This is a genomic window from Burkholderia ubonensis (assembly GCF_001718695.1).
Classification (GTDB): Bacteria; Pseudomonadota; Gammaproteobacteria; order Burkholderiales; family Burkholderiaceae; genus Burkholderia; species Burkholderia ubonensis_B.
Window position 1 is genome coordinate 890,220 of the sequence record NZ_CP013422.1, and the last position, 20,665, is coordinate 910,884.

At 67.2% G+C, this 20,665-nt stretch carries 13 protein-coding genes; 7 read left to right on the forward strand and 6 right to left on the reverse strand.

The genetic code is table 11. The features are described 5' to 3' along the window. Position 1: 1 nt before the first annotated feature. Entirely contained in the window at positions 2-394 is a 393-nt protein-coding gene (locus WJ35_RS23815; protein WP_010094005.1) for a VOC family protein, read from the reverse strand. Further along, the gene (locus tag WJ35_RS23820) at positions 391-1,341 is read right to left on the reverse strand and encodes a ketopantoate reductase family protein (protein ID WP_069240614.1); all 951 of its coding nucleotides are present in this window, start codon (positions 1,339-1,341) and stop codon (positions 391-393) included. Before WJ35_RS23820 ends, WJ35_RS23815 begins: the two co-directional genes overlap by 4 nt. A gap of 95 nt (positions 1,342-1,436) precedes the next feature. Here WJ35_RS23820 and WJ35_RS23825 point away from each other — a divergent pair, with 95 nt between their 5' ends. After that, entirely contained in the window at positions 1,437-2,342 is a 906-nt protein-coding gene (locus WJ35_RS23825) for a LysR family transcriptional regulator (protein ID WP_069240137.1), read from the forward strand. 70 nt (positions 2,343-2,412) lie between these two features. Here the strand turns inward: WJ35_RS23825 and WJ35_RS23830 are convergent, their stop codons facing one another. Genes WJ35_RS23830 through WJ35_RS23840 form a run of 3 tightly spaced genes read right to left on the reverse strand, consistent with a single transcriptional unit; the run spans position 2,413 to position 8,345 of the window. Next, positions 2,413-3,840, reverse strand: a complete 1,428-nt coding sequence (locus WJ35_RS23830; RefSeq protein ID WP_069240138.1) for an efflux transporter outer membrane subunit — start codon at positions 3,838-3,840, stop codon at positions 2,413-2,415. Further along, positions 3,837-7,049 (reverse strand): efflux RND transporter permease subunit, encoded by a 3,213-nt coding sequence (locus WJ35_RS23835; RefSeq protein WP_069240139.1) that lies wholly within the window; start codon positions 7,047-7,049, stop codon positions 3,837-3,839. Before WJ35_RS23835 ends, WJ35_RS23830 begins: the two co-directional genes overlap by 4 nt. A gap of 12 nt (positions 7,050-7,061) precedes the next feature. Next, positions 7,062-8,345 (reverse strand): efflux RND transporter periplasmic adaptor subunit, encoded by a 1,284-nt coding sequence (locus WJ35_RS23840; RefSeq protein WP_069240140.1) that lies wholly within the window; start codon positions 8,343-8,345, stop codon positions 7,062-7,064. Between the two features lie 327 nt (positions 8,346-8,672). Here WJ35_RS23840 and WJ35_RS23845 point away from each other — a divergent pair, with 327 nt between their 5' ends. The 3 genes from WJ35_RS23845 to WJ35_RS23855 all read left to right on the forward strand — a co-directional run bounded on the left by WJ35_RS23845 (position 8,673) and on the right by WJ35_RS23855 (position 12,587). After that, positions 8,673-9,431, forward strand: coding sequence for a response regulator (locus tag WJ35_RS23845; protein WP_011882047.1), 759 nt, complete (start codon positions 8,673-8,675; stop codon positions 9,429-9,431). Continuing rightward, a complete protein-coding gene (locus WJ35_RS23850; RefSeq protein ID WP_069240141.1) occupies positions 9,415-10,692 on the forward strand; it encodes an ATP-binding protein in 1,278 nt (425 codons plus the stop codon). Before WJ35_RS23845 ends, WJ35_RS23850 begins: the two co-directional genes overlap by 17 nt. Positions 10,693-11,018: 326 nt before the next feature. Beyond that, positions 11,019-12,587: a methyl-accepting chemotaxis protein gene (locus tag WJ35_RS23855; protein WP_059738551.1), complete on the forward strand. Its 1,569-nt coding sequence runs from the start codon at positions 11,019-11,021 to the stop codon at positions 12,585-12,587. Positions 12,588-12,782: 195 nt separating this feature from the next. On the opposite strand, the gene WJ35_RS23860 is transcribed toward WJ35_RS23855, so the two are convergent. Beyond that, complete coding sequence (locus WJ35_RS23860) at positions 12,783-14,984, reverse strand: glycoside hydrolase family 3 C-terminal domain-containing protein (RefSeq protein ID WP_069240615.1); 2,202 nt, start codon at positions 14,982-14,984, stop codon at positions 12,783-12,785. 1,016 nt (positions 14,985-16,000) lie between these two features. Here WJ35_RS23860 and WJ35_RS23865 point away from each other — a divergent pair. The 3 genes from WJ35_RS23865 to WJ35_RS23875 all read left to right on the forward strand — a co-directional run bounded on the left by WJ35_RS23865 (position 16,001) and on the right by WJ35_RS23875 (position 20,600). Next, the gene (locus WJ35_RS23865) at positions 16,001-17,776 is read left to right on the forward strand and encodes a serine aminopeptidase domain-containing protein (protein WP_069240616.1); all 1,776 of its coding nucleotides are present in this window, start codon (positions 16,001-16,003) and stop codon (positions 17,774-17,776) included. 342 nt (positions 17,777-18,118) lie between these two features. After that, positions 18,119-19,309, forward strand: a complete 1,191-nt coding sequence (locus WJ35_RS23870) for a glycosyltransferase family 4 protein (protein WP_041494151.1) — start codon at positions 18,119-18,121, stop codon at positions 19,307-19,309. Between the two features lie 37 nt (positions 19,310-19,346). Further along, a complete protein-coding gene (locus tag WJ35_RS23875) occupies positions 19,347-20,600 on the forward strand; it encodes a flippase (RefSeq protein ID WP_014725014.1) in 1,254 nt (417 codons plus the stop codon). The last annotated feature ends 65 nt before the right edge of the window (positions 20,601-20,665 follow it).

The following is a 20,665-nucleotide window of genomic DNA, read 5'->3' on the forward strand; positions in this document are numbered from 1 at the left end:
GTCACGCCTCCGCGCGTGGGTTGATTGCCAGCGCCTGTGCGACGCAAGAAGCCGGTCTGGCCTGGATCAGTTCGACGGCGAGCCCGTCGGGCAGGCGAAGCCAGTTGCGCCCTTGCGGCATCTCCGTCACGCCGAATCGTTGGGCCGCGGCCAGCGCGGCCTCCAGGTCTTCGCACATCACGCCGAGATGGGCGAGCCGACCTTCCGGGCCATCGTGTTCCGGCGCGTGGATGAACTGCAGGCCGCCGAGCGTCCAGTACTGCCGCGGCGCGTCGAGCGTGCCGTCCACTTCGCGCAGGGTCATGCCGAGCACTTCCTCGAAGAATCGGATGTGCCAGCGGATGTCCTTCACCCAGATCGCAACGTGTTCGAGATAGGCTTTCGGGGCATTCATGCGGCGGCCTCCTTCCGTTGGCGATCGGCCATCGCGCGTTCCAGCCCCTTGATGCAGGCGACGAGCGTTGCATTGACCGGGGTCGGCACGCCGTAGCGCTGCCCCCACCGGACGACCGAACCGTTGATGAAATCGATCTCGGTGATCGAGCCCTTCTCCAGGCTTTGCAGCATCGACGTCTTGAAGCCCGGCGAAAGCCCTTCGCCGGCGAGCGTCCAGGCGCGTTCGGGATCGTCCGTGGAAAGAGTCACGCCGGCGGCGCGGGCGACCGCCATCGCTTCTGCGACTGCTGCGAGTGCAGTCGCCTTCAAGAGCGGTTCGTCGTAAAGCTGCCCGTAGGTGAGGCCGGTGAGCCCGGTCAGCGCGCCCGTCGCGACATTCACCAGCAGCTTGTCCCACATCGTGCCGACGATGTTGTCGCTGATCGTCGTGTCCAGTCCGGATGCGTTGAACGTGTCGGCGATCGCGTTCGCGCGAGGGGTGATGCGACCGTCCAGCTCGCCAATGTGAGTGGCTTTGCCGGCGACGCCCGATTCGATGTGCCCCGGATTGCGCATGACGCCGCCGACATAGGTCTTGCCGGCCAGCACGCGTTCGCGCCCTACGATGTCGGCCAGCACATCTTCATGTCCGAGGCCGTTCTGCAGCGACAGCACCAGCGTTTCCGGCCCGATCAGTTCGACTGCGCCGCGCATCGCGGCGTCGGTGTGGAACGACTTGACCAGCACAATGACCAGATCGACGACACCGGCCTCAGCGGCCCGCGTCGTGGCGTGAACTTTCACGTGACGCGAGCCGTTCCTGTCGTCTACCCGTAGACCGTCGCGCCTCATTGCCTCGACGTGCGCCGCCGAGCGGTTCAGCAACCAGACTTCATTGCCGCCTTCGGTCAGCGCGGCCCCAATCGCACAGCCCAATGCGCCGGCGCCCAGAATTGCAATCTTCACTGCCGTCTCCTTAACGTGCAGATCAAGATACGAGCGGACGCCCATTCTCGCAATGCTATGATCGCAATGACGTCATTACGTAGAGCAATAGTGCTATGAGCGCGGCCCCCCTCCCGGATTTGAAGCTGCTGCAGCTGTTCGATCTCCTCTACGATGTCCGCAGCGTGACGCGCGTGGCCGAACAGCTGGGACAAAGTCAGCCGACGATCAGCATCTGGCTGGGGCGTCTGCGGGATCATCTGCAGGATCCGCTCTTCATACGAACGCCGACCGGCATGGCGCCGACGCCGCAGGCCGATGCGCTGATCGGCCCTTGCCGGGAAATTCTGGAATCGCTGCGGCGCTTTGCGGCCTGGGAAATTGCGTTCGATCCGGTCACCGCGAAACGGCGCTTCCGGATCTGCATGACCGACGCCAGTCACATCACGCTACTGCCGCGAATGCTGGCGCACGTGCGCGAGCAGGCGCCCGGTATCCGGCTGGAAGCGGCGCGTATCGACGGCAACACGGAACGGGCGCTGGAGTCCGGCGAGGCGGACCTGGCCATCGGTCACGTGCCCTGGCTTGGCGGCGGGATTTATCAGCAGCAGCTGTACCTGCAGGACTGGGTCTGTCTGACGAATCGCCATCATCCGCGGCTAAAGACCCGACTGGGGCTGAAGCAGTACCGCACCGAGGGGCATGTCGCGATCACGGCCGGGACGGGCGCGCAGCTACTCGAACAGGCGCTGTTGCGCGAGCAGATCGAGCGCGAAGTCGTGCTGGAGTTGCCGGGGTTCCTTGGGCTTGGTGCGATCATCGAAAGCACCGATCTGATCGCGACACTGCCGCGCCACATCGGCGAGACGCTGGCGAAAATCAACGATCTGACCGTGCACGCCTGTCCGGTTCCCGTCGATGGATTTGCGGTCCGACAGCATTGGCATGCCCGATACCACCACGAAGCGGGAAACCGGTGGCTGCGGAGTCTGGTTGCGCAGTTGTTTTGCAGCGGGGGGTGATCCGACGGGGCGTGCGGCCGAACGGAATGCCCCCTCGTCGACGCACGCGACCCATAGCCGATTCGCCCGACTACCGCTGCGCCACCGCGCTCGTCTCCGACCAGCCGCCGCCCAGTACCTTGTACAGCGTGATCAGGTTCGACTGCTTGGCGAGCATGTCGGTGACGAGCTGCTGTTGCGCCGTGTAAAGCGTGCGCTGCGCGTCGAGCAGGGTCAGGAAGCTGTCGGTGCCGCTGCGGTAGCGTGCCTGCGCGAGGTCGTAGTACTGCTGCGCCGAGCTCACGTAGTCGCGGTCCGCGGCCACCTGCGTGACGTACGTCGTGCGTCCCGCCAGCGCATTCGACACTTCCTTGAACGCCGTCTGAATGGCCTTTTCGTAGTTGGCGACGTCGATGTCCTTTTCGACTTTCGCCACGTCCAGCGACGCGCGGTTGTAGCCGAAGTCGAAGATGGGCACCGAGATGGACGGCGCAAACGCCCACGCGCCCGTGCCCGCCTTGAAGAGGTTCGAGAGGCCGCTGCTCGTGGTGCCCGCGGAAGCCGTCAGCTCGATCTTCGGAAAGAACGCGGCGCGCGCCGCGCCGATGTTGGCGTTGGCCGCCTTGAGCGTGTGCTCCGCTTCGACGATGTCGGGCCGGCGCGCGAGCAGATCCGACGGCACGCCTGCGCCGATGTCCGCGAGGGTGTGCTCGCTTTCCATCAGCGAAGGGCCCTGGGGCAGATCGTCGGGCAGCGGCGCGCCGATTTCGGCCACCAGGTCGTTGCGGTCCTGCGCCACCGCACGCGTGTACGAGGCGAGGCTCGAGCGCGCGCTCGCCAGCGAGTTTTCGGCCTGGCGCACGTCCTGCAGCGACGCGCTGCCCAGCTTCATCATGTTCACCGTGAGGTCGTAGGTGTGCTGGTCGGCGGCCACGGTGTTCTGCGCGATCTGCAACGAAGCCTCGTCGGAGAGCAGTTGCAGATAGTCGGTGGCGACGGTCGCGATGAGGCTGATCTGCGTGCTGGTGCGCGCGGCATCCGTGGCGAGGTACTGTTCCAGCGCCTGGCGCTTCAGGCTGCGCAGGCGGCCGAAGAAGTCGATTTCCCACGACGTGAGACCCACGCTCGCGCTGCTCGAACTGTATGCGCTCGTGGAGCCGGCCATGTGTTCGCGCGTGACGGACCCCGACGCGTCGATGGCCGGCCCGAGGTTGGCGCGCGCGATGCGGTACTGCGCTTCGTACTGCGCCACGTTGAGCGCGGCCACGCGCATATCGCGGTTGTTCGCGAGCGCGAGTTCGATCAGCTTTTGCAGGCGCGGGTCCTTGAAGAAGTCGCGCCAGCCGAGGTCGGCACCCAGCGGTGCCGCAGCGGTGCTCTGCGCCGTCTGCGGCTGCGCCGGCGCGGCCGCGGTGGACCACGTGTTGTCGATCGGCGCTGCGGGCCGCTGGTACGTCGGGTCCAGTGAGCAGGCGCCGAGTGCGCCCGCGCAAAGAAGGGCGATCAGTGTGCGTTTCATGCGTTGCCCTCGTTGATTTCAGCGGAGTCGGTGGCGTGACCGTGTTCCTTGAACAGCCTGCGCACTACGACGAAGAAGACCGGGACGAAGAAGATGGCGAGCACCGTGGCCGCGATCATGCCGCCCGTGACGCCCGTGCCGATCGCATGCCGCGCCCCGGCGCCGGCGCCCGTGCTGATGACGAGCGGCAGCACGCCGAACACGAACGCGAGCGAGGTCATGAGGATGGGGCGCAGCCGCAAGTGGGCGGCTTCGAGCACGGCGTCCACGAGGCCGTGCCCCTCGGCCTGCAGGTCCTTTGCGAACTCGACGATCAGAATGGCGTTCTTCGTGGAGAGGCCGATGGTGGCCAGCAGCCCGACCTTGAAGTAGATGTCGTTCGACAGACCGCGGCCGTGCGCGGCGAGCAGCGCGCCGAGCACGCCGAGCGGCACCACGAGCACCACCGCGAGCGGAATCGACCAGCTTTCATAGAGACCCGCCAGGCACAGGAACACGACGACGAGCGAGATCGCATAGAGCGTCGTGGCCTGGGAGCCGGCCTGCTTTTCCTGGTAGGACTGTCCCGTCCATTCCAGGGCAAAGCCGGGCGGCAGTTTGCGCGCGAGCCGCTCCACGGCATTCATCGCTTCGCCGGTGCTGACGCCGGGCCGCGTGGCGGCCGAAATGCCCATGGCGAGCTGCCGGTTGTAGCGCTCGATCTGCGGCGGGCCGAACGTCCAGCGGCTCGTTGCGAACGACGAGAAGGGCACCATCGTGGCGTCGTAGCCGGTGGTGTTCGTCACGGTGCTCGTGCCCGTGGTGGTGCCCGAAGACGAAGACGACGAACCCGATGAGCTGCTGCCCGCCTTCACGTACCAGTCGCCGAGGTCGGAAGGCATCATGCGATACGGCGCATCCGCCTGCACATACACCTTCTGCACGCGCCCCGTGTCGATGTAGTTGTTCACGTAGGACGAACCGAACGCGGTCTGCAACGTGTCGTTGAGGTCGGCGACGGAAAGCCCCAGCGCGTTGGCCTTTTCGCGGTCGATGTCCACCTGGAGCTGCGGCGTGTCCTCGAGGCCGGACGGGCGCACCATCGCGAGCGTCGGTTCCTTCGACGCCATGCCGAGAAACTGGTTGCGCACGGCGAGCAGCTTGTCGTGGCCCGCGCCGCCGCGGTCCTCTATCTCGAAGTCGAGGCCGCTTTGGGTCCCGAGCTCCTGAATGGCGGGCGGGTTCAGCACGAAGATGCGCGCATCGCGATTCGCGGCGAAATGCTGGCTGGCGCGCGCGATGATGGCCTGCGCGCTGTCGCGCGAACCGCGCAGGCTCCAGTCCTTGAGCGTCACGAACGCGATGGCGTTGTTCTGTCCTTGGCCGTTGAAGCTGAAGCCGTTGATGGCGATCACCTGCTTGACGCCCGGTTCGTCCTTCAGCACGTACTGCTCCACGGCCTCCACCGTCTTCAGCGTGCGCGATGCCGGCGTGCCCGCCGGCGCGCTGATCGACACGATGAAGTAGCCCTGATCCTCCTCGGGCAGGAACGAGGAGGGCAGCGTGACGTAGAGCAACGCCACGATGCCGGCGATCGCGCCGTAGACCAGCATGTAGCGCGCGGGCTTCGCGACCACGCGGGCGAGCGAACTGCTGTAGCCCGCGTTGCCTTTCGCGAAGCAGCGGTTGAACCAGCCGAAGAAGCCGCGCTTCTCGTGGTGCTCGACGTCCGCGCGCTTGAGCAGCGTGGCGCACAGGGCCGGCGTGAGCGTGAGCGCGAGCATGACCGACAGCAGCATCGCCGAGACGATCGTGATGGAGAACTGCCGGTAGATCGCGCCCGTCGAGCCGGAGAAGAACGCCATCGGAATGAACACGGCGGTGAGCACCGTCGTCACGCCGATCAGCGCGCCCGTGATCTGGCCCATCGCCTTGCGGGTGGCTTCCTTCGGTTCGAGCCGTTCCTCGCTCATGATGCGCTCGACGTTCTCCACCACGACGATCGCATCGTCCACCAGCAGGCCGATGGCGAGCACCATCGCGAACATGGTCAGCACGTTGATCGAGAAGCCGATCATCGACATCACGCCGAACGTGCCCAGCATCGCGACCGGCGCGACGATGGCCGGAATCAGCGTGTAGCGCACGTTCTGCAGGAACAGGTACATCACCAGGAACACCAGCACGACCGCTTCGAGCAGCGTCTTCACGACCTCTTCGATCGAGATGCGCACGAACGGCGTGGTGTCGTACGGATAGCTGATCGCCACGTCCTTCGGCAATTGCGGCTGCAGTTCCGCGAGCTTCGCGCGCACGGCGTTGGCTGCTTCGAGCGCGTTGGCGCCGGTCGCGAGCTTGATGGCGAGCGCGGATGCCGGCTTGCCGTTCAGACGCGACGACGTTTCGTAGCTGTCGCCGCCCACTTCGACGCGCGCCACGTCCTTGAGAAGCACGCGCGAGCCGTCGCTGTTCACGCGCAGCAGGATGTTGGCGAACTGGTCGGCGGTCGTGAGCAGGCTCGACGAGCGGATCGTCGCGTTGATGGCCTGCGAATCCGTGGCCGGCGCGCCGCCCACCTGGCCGGTGGAAAGCTCGACGTTCTGGTTCGTGATGGCCGTGGTGACGTCCGAGGTCGCGAGTCCGAAGCTGTGCAGCTTCACCGGATTGAGCCAGATGCGCATGGCGTGCTGCGCGCCGAACAGCGTCACGTCGCCCACGCCGTTCAACTGCGAGAGCGGGTCTTCGATCCGGGTGGCGACGATGTTGCCGAGATCCACCGAATTCCAGGTGCCGCCCGGCGACGACAGCGCGACGATCATGAGGAAGCTCGTCGACGCCTTCGCCACCTGCACGCCTTGCTCCTGCACCGTTTGAGGCAGGGTGGGCGTGGCCTGCGACACCTTGTTCTGCACCTGCACCTGCGCGATGTCGGGGTTGGTGCCGGGGTTGAACGTCAACGTGATGGTGGCCTGTCCCGCGGAACTGCTCGTGGACGACATGTACAGCACGTTGTCGATGCCGCTCAGTTTCTGCTCGATCACCTGGGTCACGGTTGCGGCCACCGTGTCGGCGGAGGCGCCGGGGTAGGTGGCCGTCACCTGCACCGAGGGCGGCGCGATGGTGGGGTACTGCGCAACGGGAAGGGTCGTCACCGCCGCCGCGCCCACCAGCATGATGACGATGGCCATGACCCACGCGAGGATGGGACGCTTGATGAAGAACTCTGCCATGCCGCGCTCCGCCTAGTGTTGCGCCGACACGGGCGAGGCCGTGCCGGCTGCGGATGTGTCGGTGGCAGCGGACGCCGCAGATGCCGCAGATACCGCGTTCCCCTGCGTCTGCGGCGTATCGGCGGCCACCTTGACCGGCGCGCCCGCATGCACGCTCTGCAGGCCGCTCACGATCACGCGGTCGCCGGCGTGCAGGCCCGAGGTCACGATCCACTGGTCGCGGAATGCGTTGTCGGCCGTCACCTGCACCTGCTGCGCATTGCCGGCCGCACCCACCACGTAGACGCTCGCCCTGCCGTCCGACGCGCGCGTCACGGCCATCTGCGGCACGAGTATCGCGTCGTCGTTCTCGCCTTCTTCCAGGCGCGCACGCACGAACATGCCGGGCAGCAATTCGCGTTCGGGGTTCGGGAACGTACTGCGCAGCGTGACCGAGCCCGTCGTGGCATCGACCGTCACGCCTGAGAACTGCAGCGTGCCGGCGTGGGCGTATTCGGTGCCGTCCTCCATCACGAGCGTGACGGCGGCGCTGTCGCTGCCCGTCTTCTTGAGGCGCCCCGAAGCGAAGGCCTTGCGCAGCTTCAGCCACTCCGTGCTGGGGCGCGTGACGTCGAGATACATCTGGTCGAACGCCTGAATGGTGGCGAGCGCAGTGGTCTGGTCGGACGTGACGAGCGCGCCTTCCGTCACGGTGGAGGCGCCGATGCGTCCTGAAATGGGCGCCCGCACGCGCGTGTATTCGAGGTTCACGCGCGCCGATTCGAGCGCGGCCGCGTCGGCCGTCACGGTGGCGGCGTCCTGGTGGACGGCGGCGACGGCGTCGTCGTAGTCCTGCTTGCTCACGGCGTTGATCTTCACGAGTTCCGTGTAGCGGTCCGCTTTCGTCTTCGCATCGGCCAACGTGGCGCGGGCGTTTTCGAGCGTGCCGCGCGCCTGGTCGTAGGCCGCCCGGTAGGTGGCCGGATCGATCTGGTAGAGCACCTGGCCGGCCTTCACGTCGCCGCCTTCCACGAACAGGCGCTTGAGGATGATGCCGCTCACCTGCGGTCGGACGTCGGAGACCTTCTGCGAGGAAAGGCGGCCGGAGAGTTCGGTGGTTTCGACGATGCGCTGCGGCGCGAGCGTGAGCACGCCCACCTGCGCGGTCTGCGCGGTGGCGCCGCCGGGCGGCCCGCCTGCTTGCCTGTTGCAGCCGGCGGTGCCGACTATCGCCAGTATCGAGAGGGCGGCAAACAGCTGGCGCGGCCTGCACGTCATGCGGCGGTGCGCGTGGTTGGGGAGGATTGGCGTCTTCATCTTGGACCTGTTTGGACATCGCGACGTCGCGCGATGCGAGAACGGGACGGCACCGGACGCTTCCGGCGCACCTTGGTGGCGCCCCGACGGAACCGGTACTGGGCAAGGCGTAACGCTACCGACGGCGCATTTTTTCGTGCTTACGGAAACTTACTGTCCCGTGACGCGCGAATACGGCCGAAAGAGAACCGGGCTTTCGGCGTACGAACTACCGTCGCGGCCGGGTCTTCGTGCGGGTTTCGTCAGCGGGCGCAATTCTCGGTAATATTCCGAAAGCCAGCCGGGCCCTCTCCGGGCTACCATCATTTCGTCCTCACGCCGCCCTGAATGCCCGAAGTGCACGCACCTTCCATCCCCGACTCCGCGCTGCAAGTCCTGCTCGTCGACGACGACGCCGAACTGCGCGACCTGCTGCGCAAGTTCTTCCAGCAGCGCGGCATTGCGTTCTCCGTTCTGCACGACGCCACGAATCTCGCGCGGCGGCTGGAGCGCGAACGGCCGTCCATCATCGTGCTGGATCTCATGATGCCGGGCGTCGATGGCCTCACCGCGCTCAAGCAGTTGCGCGCGCGCGGCGACACGATTCCGGTCATCATGCTGACCGCGCGCGCCGAAGGCGTGGACCGCGTGCTGGGGCTCGAACTGGGCGCGGACGACTATCTGGGCAAGCCGTTCATGCCGCAGGAACTGCTCGCGCGCATCCATGCAGTGCTGCGCCGGCAGGGGCCGCCGCCGCCCGCGGTGGTCCAGGAGAAGCGCGCCCCGTGCCGGTTCGGCCGTTTCGAGCTGGATTTCTCGACGCGCACGCTGCTGTGCGAAGGCGCGCCCGTCAAGCTCACGGGCGGCGAGTACGCGCTGCTCGAAGTGCTGGCCTCGCATCCGATGGAAACGCTGTCGCGTACGCGGCTCATCGAGCTGCTCCACGGTCCGGACGCCGACGTGACCGAGCGCGGCATCGACGTGCCGGTATGGCGCCTGCGCCGCCTGATCGAGGACGACCCGTCCAATCCCCGACGGCTGCAGACCATGCGCGGCATCGGCTACATGTTCATTCCCGACAACCCGGCCGATGAAGAATCCGTTTGATTCGATGTTCGGGCGGCTCGTCGTCACCACGGTGGGCCTGCTCGTGCTGGTTCACCTCACGTCGCTGCTGCTGATCGAGCAAAGCCGCGCGAGCCTTGCCGCCTTCCATATTTCGCGCGTCGTGGAGGCTGCCGCGAGCATGGGCGGGCGGGGGAGCGGCGGCGATCGGTCGGTGGCCGACATCCTCGGTATTTCGTTCGCGGACCTGAAGCAATTGCCGGCCGCCGACGCGCAGCGCTTTCGCGGCGACACCAATGGGCCGATCGAACGGCAATTGCGGCACGTGCTGCCGTCGGGCACCCACGTGGCAATGGACGGCGACGGCACGCTGCGCGTGCTCCCCGCGGGCAGCGCGCGCGGCATCGTGCTGCCGCAGGCCGATGTGCCGCTCTACCGCTTCACCGGCGCGCTGGCGTTGACGCTGGCGTTTGCCGTCGTGGTCGCGGTGATGCTCGCGTGGCGGTTCAACGGGACGGTGCGCGACCTCGCTGCCGCGGCGCGCGAGCATCGTACGGGCGTTCATGCGAGCCTCGTGCGCAAGCGCGGACCGCGTGAAGTGCGCGAACTGATCGACGACTTCAACGACATGACGCGCGAACTGGCCGAGGCCGAACGCGAGCGCGCCGTGATGCTCGCGAGCATCGCGCACGACCTGCGTACGCCGCTCACGCGCATGCAGGTGCGTGCGGATCTGCTGACCGATCCCGGCGATCGCGACGGCTTTCTGCGCGACACCGAATCGATGTCGCGCGTCATCACGCAGTTTCTGGACTTCGCCCGCGAAAGCCCTGAAAGTTCGCCGCAGACGAGCGTGGACGCCCACTGCCGGCGCGATTACACCGACGCGCTGGCTCCCGGCGGCGCAGCGGACACCGACGCGCTGGTGATGCTCGATCTGCGCGCCGGGCCGGACTTCACGCTGCCCATCGTGGATATCGACCGCATTCTCTCGAACCTCGTCGAAAATGCGCTGACCTACGGCGAGCCGCCCGTGGAAATCGCCACGCGAGCGCATGACGGGCACTACGAGCTCGTGGTGCGTGATCACGGGCCAGGCGTGTCCGAGCCGGACCTCGACCGCGTGCTGCGTCCGTTTGTCCGGCTCGATCCTGCGCGCGGCGGCACCGCGCACAGCGGCCTCGGCCTCGCCATCGTGCGCCGCCTCGTTCGCCATCACGGCGGTACGCTGCAGATTGCCAACGCGGCCGACGGCGGGCTCGTCATCACGATGAGGTTTCCGAACAACAGTGGCGCGCGGTGAGGCGTGATGAAGCGCCGCATGCGGTGCCTTCTCCCGTTTGCATGCCCGCCCGCGGCGGCTAGTCGAGCTTCCATGCGCGCATCGCGTCGGCAAGCGTGCGGGCGCGTCCGTTGAGGTCCTCGGTGGTGCGGCAACCGATAAAAAGACTATACGTCGTGGATCGTTTGCGAGGACGGATAGTCACCGGATTCGACCCCGTGTCAGGGCGAATTGACCAATATATTCAGCCATCGTGAGGAATACTTCCTCAGGCACGGAAAGCGCGAATTACAGTAAGTCTTCCTGCTTGCCGACATAACGAAACAACACAAGGGGAGGAAGAACGTATGGGCTCCATGACAGTCGGCAGGAAGCTGGGCGCAGCATTCGGTATCGTCGTACTAATTGCGTTGATCGGCAGCGCCATCTCGATCGTCAATTTTCTGAAGCTGAACCAGGCGAACGGCTGGAACGTTCATAGTTATCAGGTTCTGCGAGCGAACGACGACATGTTGACCAGCATGGTCAACATGGAGACGGGCGTGCGCGGCTACGTGGCTGCGGGAGACGACCGGTTTCTGGAGCCCTATAAGGCCGGCCTCAGGCAGTTCGCCAAGTCGTTCGACGTCGTGCGCAGCCTCACATCGGACAATGCCGCGCAACAGCGCCGTCTCGAGACGCTGCGCGACATGCATCGGAAGGTGGCGGAGGTCGACGACAAGCTGATCGCGATGCGGCGTGACGTCAATGCCGGTACGCAGCCTGCCAACGTGCTGATCGACTACTTCAAGCAGGGCGACGACAAGCAGTTCATGGATCGCTATCGAGCGGTAGCCGCCGAGTTGAACGAGGCCGAGCAGTCGCTGCTCGATCAACGTTCAGGAGAGGTGGCCAGCTTGACCGCGTTGACCAAGGTGACGCTCGCGGCAGCGGGCGTCATCACCGTCATCCTGTCGATCGTGCTGGGAACCGTCATCACCCGCGGCATCATGCGGTCGCTGGGCGGCGAGCCTGCCGACGCCGCGGCCGTGGCCGGACGTATTGCCGAAGGCAATCTCGAAGCACCGGTGCCGGTCGCGCCGAATGATCGCGGCAGCCTGATGGCGTCGCTCGAATCGATGCGGCGGCAACTGAGCGGCATCGTGTCGGAAATTCAGTCGACCGCGGAATCGATCACGACTTCGGCCGGCGAAATCGCGCAGGGGAACCTCGATCTCTCGCAGCGAACGGAAGAGCAGGCGGCGTCGCTCGAGGAAACGGCGGCCAGCATGGAGCAGTTGACCGCGACGGTTCGTCAGAATACGGAAAACGCGAAGCAGGCGAATGCGCTTGCGGGCAGCGCCTGCGAGGTCGCGATGCGCGGCGGCGAAGTGGTGAACGAGGTGGTCGACTCCATGCGCGCCATTTCGAGCAGTTCCGGCAAAGTTGCCGAAATCATTGCCGTGATCGAAGGAATTGCGTTCCAGACGAACATTCTCGCGCTGAACGCGGCAGTCGAGGCCGCGCGTGCGGGCGAGCAGGGGCGCGGGTTTGCGGTGGTGGCCGGCGAAGTTCGCACGTTGGCGCAACGCAGCGCGAATGCGGCGAAAGAAATCAAGGACCTCATCAACGGTTCGGTCGAGAGCGTGGCGCTGGGGTCCCAGCAGGTCGAACGCGCGGGCGCGACCATGTCGGACATCGTGCAGTCCGTGCGGCGAGTGACCGACATCATGAATGAAATCGCATCGGCCTCGGACGAGCAGGGAACGGGTATCGAGCAGGTCAATGTCGCCGTGGGCCAGATGGATTCGGTCACGCAGCAGAACGCGGCACTCGTCGAGCAGGCGTCGGCAGCCGCGCAGGCGATGGCGCAGCAAGCGACCACGCTGCGCGACGTGGTCGGGGTATTCAGGATCGGACGCGTCGCCGCGCGCTGAGGACTTGGCCCTCGGTGCTTCGCCGGAAGTCGATGCGAGTGGGAGCCGAGCCGCTCGCGCGGCGAAGTTTTCGTAGATCCGACGCGGCCGGTCCGCGCGGACCGGCCCTGCGCACGACGCACGGCAATCGCGCACGTCGGGGCGGGCAGTCGGACGCCGATCACCCCCCGGCGTCCGCCCCTGCCAGCCGCTTGCTCAACTGCCCTGCAAACGGATATCGCGCGACGACGCACCGACATACACCGTGCCGCGCGCGACGTAGCGCCAGCCGCTGCGCGATGCGTCCCACACGCTCTGCATCCGCGGCGGGACGGTGATGCGCACGCGCCGCGCCTCACCCGGGTTCAGGTCGATCTTCTCCCAGCCGACCAGGCGGCGCGGCGGCTCGTCCTTGTACGGCACGCCGAGGTACACCTGCGGCACGTCCGCGCCGGCCACGGGCCCGTCATTGCGCACGGTGAACGACACGCCGAGCGAGCCGTCGCGCTGCCGCGACACGGACAACCCCGAGTACGAGAAGTGCGTGTACGACAGGCCGTAGCCGAACTCGAACATCGGCTTGATGTTGTTCGCGTCGTACCAGCGATAGCCCATGTTCAGCCGTTCCGCGTAAACGGGATCGTTGTCGAATGCGCCGCCCGCTTTCCAGGACGGCGTGTCCTGGTCGCGCGCGGGGAACGTGACGGGCAGCCTGCCGGACGGGTTGACCTTGCCGAACAGCACGTTCGCGATCGCGTTGCCGCCGCCTTCGCCCGGGTACCACGCCTCGACGATCGCGGCGACGCGGTCCTTCCACGGCATCAGTACCGGATTGCCGCTCTGGACCACGACGACCGTATGCGGATTCGCGCGCGCGACGGCGTCGACGAGCGCGTCCTGGTTCGACGGATTCGCGAGGCCGAGGCTCTGCAGGTCGCCGAAGTCTTCGCCGGCCGGCTGCGCGACCACGACGATCGCGACGTCGGAGCGAGCGGCGAGCGCCGCGGCCTGGTCGATCTCCTGCTGCGTGTACGCACGGAACGGCGCCTGCTGGTCGCTGTTGCCCGCGAACGTGACCTGCGCGGCGGGCGCGAGCGCGCGAATCGCCGCGACGATCGGCACGTCGACCTTCAGCCACGGGTTGCGCCACCAGCTGCAGCCGGCCGATGCGCCGAACGCGAGGCCGCCGCAGCCCGCGAACGAACCGGTGACCGGGTCGCGCGTGTTGCCGGAGCCGCCGCCCGACAGCACGGCCGCATCGGCATGGCCGCCGATCACCGCGATCCGCGCGAGCGCGGCGGCGGCGAGCGGCAACTGGTTGCCGTCGTTCTTCAACAGGACGATCGACCGCTCGGCGGCCGCCTGCGCGAACCGGCCGGCGGCCGCGAAGTCGATCGCGCCGCCGCCCTTGGGCGGGTCGTCCATCACGCCGGTGCGGATCATCACGAACAGCTTGCGCCGCACCATGTCGTCGAGCCGCGCCGTCGACACCGAGCCGTTCGCGATCGCCTGCTTGACCGCCGCGGGCGTGAGGAACACGCTCGGCCCGACGTCTTCCTCTTCGTCGAGCCCCGCGTTGACCGCCTTCGCGGTGCTGTGCGTCGCGCCCCAGTCGGACTGCACCTGGCCCTGGAAGCCCCATTCGTTCTTCAGCACGTCGTTCAGCAGATGCGCGTTCTCGCACGCGTAGTCGCCGTTCAGCCGGTTGTAGCTGCACATCACGCTGCCGGGCTGCGCGCGTCTCGCGGCGATCTCGAACGGCAGCAGGTAGAGCTCGCGCAGCGTGCGCTCGTCGATCTGGCTGTTGCCGCCCATCCGGCCGTGTTCCTGCTCGTTGCCGGCGTAATGCTTGATGGTCGCGACGACCTTGTGCCGCTGCGTCGCGAGCGTGCGTTCGGCGAGCAGCTCGCCGGCAAGCAGCGGGTCCTCGCCGAGATACTCGAACAGCCGGCCGCCGCGCGGCTCGCGCGCGAGGTTGGCGCCGCCGCCGAGGCCCATCCCGAATCCTTGCGCGCGCAACTGGATCGCGACCTGCGTGCCGTAGTCGTACGCGAGGCGGCGATCCCAGCTCGCGGCGACGGCGAGCGTCGCCGGGAACGTCGTGCTGGCCTGCGACGTGCTGCCCGAGCCCGTCGCCGAATCGACCATGTTCAGGTCGGGGATGCCGAGGCGCGGCACGCCCTGGATGTAGCCGGCGCCGCCGCCGGGCACCTTCGACATTTCGTACTGCGAGTGAATGAAGCGGAGTTTCTCGTCGAGCGTCATCTTGCGCACGAGCAGGTCGGCGCGCTGCTGCGCGGCCGACGACGCGAACGCGTCGGCTGCACTGCCCGGTGAATCGAAATCGGCGTTGGCCGCATAGACGCTGGTGCAGAGGGTCGCTGCCAGCACGGCGGCCGGCCAGAGTTTGTCCCGCATGTTGCTCTCCATGATCGTGATGCCGGTTGTTCGGGTGAGGTCAGGAGCTGCACACGTTCGATCGATTCGCATCGAACGCCTTCGGCCGGCGATGCACGGTGATTGCGCGTCGGCACGCCACGCCGGGCGGGGAATCGTTACGGCCGGTTGGGCGCGAACGGCACCGACGACGGCGACGCGGACCGTCGAACGCTGCCGAATCGTATGTAGCGATCCTCTGCAGCGACCAATGGTATGAATGTAGTTTGACTACAGCATCGGTGTTTCTACCGATACGTACGATCTTTTTTTGACGCGGTCGTGCGGGGTCGCGAAAACGCGGTCATCGTTCCCGAGTGCCGCGATGCAGCGTCGTAACAACTACCTGCATTCCGGCGGTTGCGTCGAAAACGCTGCACATTGCCGCGCACTGAACCGGCCGCCGAAACGCCGTTGGTGCACTGCGACGAACGTAAGTGAGGTGGCTCACATACGCATCGCGCGGGACGGTATTCAATCGCGTGATGCCGCATCGCCGGGTGCGCGCCGGAGGGCGTGTTTTGAAAATGTAATGTGCCGTACCGAATGCGGCGGCATCGAATGGCCTAATCGCCGCGTGGGAGCAGGCCGAGTGCCAGGCCTGCGACGCCGATTCCGCGAGCGCGTAACGGCCAGGTGGCGCAGCACGAATCAAACAATTGCAAAGACCAAGCTCAACCCAGAGGCGCCTGCACGTCAGGTGATGCTCGACAGACACGCGCGGCCCGCTCGGGCATGCGGGTGTTTTCATATACGGGTGTATTCGTGGGAACCCAAATCGATACGCAAGGACGGAGCCGGCTACGGGGATACGGCTCAACGCGTCGCAACGTCAGTCGTTCCCGATCCGTCGAATGCGGCCGCCCGGGCATGCGTGTGCGCTGCGCGCGCACGCTGCGGCTGCGCCCGCCGATGTACGTGCAATGCTTTTCGCAGTCCGGCTGCTCGCCCCGAGGCGGAGCGCCGGCGCATCGGGCGTTCAGCGCGAGGACCGCATCATGATGCCGATTCAGTTCGACGGTTGTGTCGGCTGGCTTCACGCGGGCGATCGGTCGCATGGGATCGTGATCTGCGAGCCGCTCGGCCACGAGGCGTTGTGGCTTCACAAGCTCGTGCGCTCGCTCGCCGAGCGCCTCGCGGAGCGCGGCTTTCCGGTGCTGCGATTCCATTACCCGGCGAGCGGCGACTCGCTCGGCGACGAACACGATGCCGAACGCTTCGACCGCATGCTCGCGAGCGTCCGGCATGCGGTCGACGCACTGCGCGAGCGCGTCGCCGTCGATACGCTGTCCGTCGTCGGCATGCGCGCCGGTGCCACGTTGGCGTTGCTGGCCGCGGACGGCATTCCCGAATTGACCCGCTTCGTCGCGCTGGCGCCGGTGGTGCGCGGACGCGGCTATCTGCGCGAGCTGTCGCTCGTCGCACAAAGCTGGCTCGACAACGTATCGCCCGCGGTGCGCGACGCGGTTCGCGACGAACGGCCGCTGCGCGTGCTCGGCCATGTGTATCCCGAAGATCTCGTCGAGCGCCTGCGCAGCATCAATCTGAGCGAGTGCGTCGCAAGCGCGCGCGTGTTGCCCGCGCGCGCGTTACTCGTCGATGCGCCCTACGGCGACGGCTCCGCGCTCGCGGATGCGTTTGAGGCGCGCGGCGTGTCGGTGGAGATGCGCACCTGCGCCGACTGGGGCGGCATGATGCGCGAGCCGGTGTGGTCGCGGCTGCCCGCCGGCTTGCTCGACACGGTCGTGAACTGGATCGACGACGGCACCGACGGTGGCGTACGCGGGCCGCTACCCGGCGCCGGGCTGGGCGTGACGTTGACGGCGCAGAGCAGCGTCGAACGTATCGTCGCCGTCGAGCCGGCTCGAATGATCGGCGTGCTGTGCGAGCCGGCCGGCATGGTCCGGCGCGCTGCCGCACCGACGCTGCTGATCGCCAATACGGCGACCAATCCGCGTGTCGCCGACGGTCGCTTCGCGGTCCGGCTTGCGCGCTCGCTCGCGGCGGCGGGGATCAGCAGCCTGCGCATCGATTCGACCGGCGTCGGCGACAGCGGCCCGCGCGCGACGGACGATCAGTCGAACATTCCGTATTCGGATCAGGCGATCGCGGATGTCGTCACGGCGGCGCGCTGGCTGAACGCGCACGGGCATCGCGAGATCGTCGCGTTCGGCATCTGCTCCGGCGCGTATGCGTCGCTTCATGCGGCCGCGCGCGAGCAACTGGCCGGCGTGATCGCGGTGAATCTGCCGGCGTTCGTCTGGCCGCGCGGGCAAACGCTCGCCGATGCATTGAACAACCAGACGAATTCGATGCGCGGCTACTGGGCGTCGCTACGTTGCGGTCGCAAGCTGCGCCGGCTGCTGACCGAAGGACGCGACCTGCGGCCGGTGCTGCGTGCGATGTTCCGGTTCGCCGCGGGGGTCGCGACGGGGCCGCTCAAGCGTGTCGGCGAACATCTCGGCTGGCGGCCCGGCAAGGACACGCCGCGCGGCATGCTGCGCGACATGTCGGCGCGCGGCATCCGCACGCATCTGGTCTACGGCACTTTCGACCCGGGCGTCGACGTGCTCGTCCGCCACTTCGGTCCTGCGGCGCATGCGTTCGCGCATCTGCCGAACGTGTCCGTCGACATGAAGGACGCGCTCGATCATTCGTTGCACGGCGATGTCGCCGCGCAGTACGTCGTGACGCGCTGCGCGACGCTGCTGTCCGGCTGGGATGCGCCGGCCGAACTCGCCATGCCCGCGCAGCCCGAGCACGCACCGCTGTAGCGCGCTTACGGCACGTTCGCGCGGCATGCGGCGATCGCATCGTCGCAGCCGCCCGTACGCTTCGCGAGCCGCATCGCCGCAGCACGGCGCCTGCCGCCAACGTAACCGGACGAACAGATCGCGCGCGTCGGCGGCCGTATCCTGACGCTGTCGAATTTTCATGCGAGCCTGTTCGCAGGCGCAGCCGCGACCCCGCCCAGGAATGACAATGAAGCAAGCGTGCCGGAAACATCGGAAGTGGAAAGGCCGTCACGGCGAGCGCGCGATGCGCGCGCGCTTCGACGCGTCGGCGCACGACGCGGCCTCGCGCGCCCGGCATTGCGGCGGCCGGGGGCGAGCGTGATGCGCGTGCTGGTGATCAACGACTTCGCGCGCAAGGGCGGCGCGGAGGAGGTGTACCGGCTGTCCGCCGACGTGCTGCGCGCACGCGACGGCGTCGCAGTCGAGACGTTCGATCAGCAGGCGGTGCCCGAGCTGGCCGGCAGCGCGCGCGCGCATGCGTGGTCGCCTGCCGCCGCCCGCGCGCTCGACGCGCTGCTCGACCGGTTTCGCCCGCAACGCATCCTCGTGCACAACTACCACAACCTGTTGTCGAGCGCGATCCTGCCCGTGCTCGCGCGCTACAAGCGCCACGCAGATTGCGGCCTGTTCATGACCGCGCACGACTACCACCTGCTGTTCTACAACCCGAGCCTGCTCGTCTACTCGCGCGGCCGCGCGCAGCCGTTGTCGATCGAACGATTGCGCAGCCGCCGGCGCATCGCGATGACGGCCAGCCCGCGCGGCTTCGTCCACGACGTCGTGAAGAAGCTGCACTGGCATGCGGTCGATACGCTGTTCGATCCGCTTGGGCTGTTCGACGAGATTCTGTGTCCGAGTCCGTTCATGCGCGATCTGATCGCGCAGCGCGGTCGCGCCCGCGCGACGCTCGTGCGCAACCCGATCGATTCGACGCTGGTGCCGCGTCCGCCGAAACCGCCGCGCGGCGAGCGGCTCGATCTCGCCTTCGTCGGCCGCGTGGACTGGGACAAGGGCCTCGCGCCGTTCCTCGCGCTGATGAGCGGGCCGGCCGGCGATGCGATCGCGTCGCTGACCGTCTACGGCGACGGAACGGAGCGCGGCGAGCTGGAGCGGCAATACGCGGCGCTCGTCGAATCGGGGCGGTTGCGTTTCGCCGGCCGCGTCGACCATGCCACGCTGTTTGCCGCGCTCCCGCTCCATGACGCGCTGATCTTGCCGTCGATCTGGGCCGAGAATGCGCCGCTCGTGATCGTCGAGGCTGCGATGCTCGGCTTGCCGGCGCTCGTCCACGACATCGGCAGCCTGTCGACGTTCGGCGACGAGATCGGCCACAAGATTCTCTACCGCAACACGCCCGACGGCTTCGCGCGTGCGCTCGCCGAATTGCGCACGCATCTCGCTATCGCCGATCGTCGCTACGACTGGTCGCCTTACTCGGTCGAGTGCTACGCCGCGTCGCTGTGTGCGGTGCTCGGCATCGACGCGCACGCACCGCGCGCGTGTGCGCCTTGACGGTCGGCACACCGTTCTCTCACCGCCTGAAAGCCCGATGACCGCTGTTCGAAAAAACTTTGCGTTGTTGTTCGCGCTGCAAATCTCGACGTATGTCGTGCCGCTCGTGACGCTGCCGCTGCTGACGCGCGTGCTCGGGCCGCAGCAGTATGGGCGGCTGTCGTTCGTCCTCGCGGTCACCACGTATTTCATCAATCTGGCCAATTACAGCTTCGACCTGACGGCGACGCCGCGCGTCGCGCTCGCGAACGGCAAGCTGGAGCGCTCGCGCATCTTCTGGGCGACCGTCAGCGCGCAATGGGCGATCACGGTCGCCGGGTTCGCGGTGCTGCTCGCGTTGACGCTGCTCGTCCCGCATTTCGCGGCGGAACGCACGGCGCTGCTGATCGGGTTCGGGATGGCGGTCGGCGCGGCGCTGACGCCCGGCTGGTACTTTCAGGGCATCCAGAAGTTGAGCGTCTACAGCGTCACGGTGGTCGTGTACCGCGCATGCAGCGTCGTCGCGTTCTTCGCCTGGGTGCGCACGCCGGACGATCTGCTGCACGCGGTCGCGATCAATGCGGCGGTGCCGGTGCTGTGCGGCGTGACGTTGCTCGCGTACCTGTTCCTGCGGCGCGAGGTCGACAGCGTGCGCGTCGGCGTGGCCGATATCGCCGCCGCGCTGAAAGGCGGCTCGCAGGTGTTTCTCGCATCGACGTCGATCTCGTTCTACGCGTCGACCAACACCGTGTTGCTGAGCATCGTCTCGGGCAGTGTCGCGGCCGGCTATTTTGCCGCCGGCGACAAGCTGATCCGCGCCGCGGTCGGGCTGCTGCAACCGCTGAGGGCCGCCACCTATCCGCACGTCACGTACTTGATGCACCACGCGCGCGACGACGCGTTCGCGTTCCTGCGCAAGCTGATCGTGCTGCAGGGCGCGCTGGTGCTGGCGATGTCGGCGACGATCTACGTATGCGCGCCGTTCGTCGTCAGGATGCTGTACGGCGATGCGTTCGCGCCGACGGTCGGCGTGCTGCGCTGCCTCGCGCTGGTGCCGTTCATGGCCTGCATGACCGACCTGTTCGGCGTTCAGACGATGCTGCCGATGGGCATGAAGCGCACTTTCAGCATCATCCTGATTTCGTCCGGCGCGCTGAACGTGACGCTGCTGCCGCCGCTCGCGATGCTGTTCGCGGAACGCGGTGCGGCCATCGCGGTGCTGATCGCCGAATCGGCCGTGGCGGTCGCGCTCGCATACGTGCTGTGCCGCGAACGCGTGGGCCTGCTGAACCTGTCGGCGCGTTCGGGATGACGCGATCATGCGCGGGGTGGGGTGGTAGGGAGAGCGGTGAGGGTGTGACGCGCCGGATCTCCACG

Excerpts from the sequence above, each read along its gene's own strand:
- WJ35_RS23815 (WP_010094005.1), bottom strand. The coding sequence starts at position 394 with ATGAATGCCCCGAAAGCCTATCTCGAACACGTTGCGATCTGGGTGAAG.
- WJ35_RS23825 (WP_069240137.1), top strand. The coding sequence starts at position 1,437 with ATGAGCGCGGCCCCCCTCCCGGATTTGAAGCTGCTGCAGCTGTTCGAT.
- WJ35_RS23830 (WP_069240138.1), bottom strand. The coding sequence starts at position 3,840 with ATGAAACGCACACTGATCGCCCTTCTTTGCGCGGGCGCACTCGGCGCC.
- WJ35_RS23835 (WP_069240139.1), bottom strand. The coding sequence starts at position 7,049 with ATGGCAGAGTTCTTCATCAAGCGTCCCATCCTCGCGTGGGTCATGGCC.
- WJ35_RS23840 (WP_069240140.1), bottom strand. The coding sequence starts at position 8,345 with ATGAAGACGCCAATCCTCCCCAACCACGCGCACCGCCGCATGACGTGC.
- WJ35_RS23845 (WP_011882047.1), top strand. The coding sequence starts at position 8,673 with ATGCCCGAAGTGCACGCACCTTCCATCCCCGACTCCGCGCTGCAAGTC.
- WJ35_RS23850 (WP_069240141.1), top strand. The coding sequence starts at position 9,415 with ATGAAGAATCCGTTTGATTCGATGTTCGGGCGGCTCGTCGTCACCACG.
- WJ35_RS23855 (WP_059738551.1), top strand. The coding sequence starts at position 11,019 with ATGGGCTCCATGACAGTCGGCAGGAAGCTGGGCGCAGCATTCGGTATC.
- WJ35_RS23860 (WP_069240615.1), bottom strand. The coding sequence starts at position 14,984 with ATGCGGGACAAACTCTGGCCGGCCGCCGTGCTGGCAGCGACCCTCTGC.
- WJ35_RS23865 (WP_069240616.1), top strand. The coding sequence starts at position 16,001 with ATGATGCCGATTCAGTTCGACGGTTGTGTCGGCTGGCTTCACGCGGGC.
- WJ35_RS23870 (WP_041494151.1), top strand. The coding sequence starts at position 18,119 with ATGCGCGTGCTGGTGATCAACGACTTCGCGCGCAAGGGCGGCGCGGAG.
- WJ35_RS23875 (WP_014725014.1), top strand. The coding sequence starts at position 19,347 with ATGACCGCTGTTCGAAAAAACTTTGCGTTGTTGTTCGCGCTGCAAATC.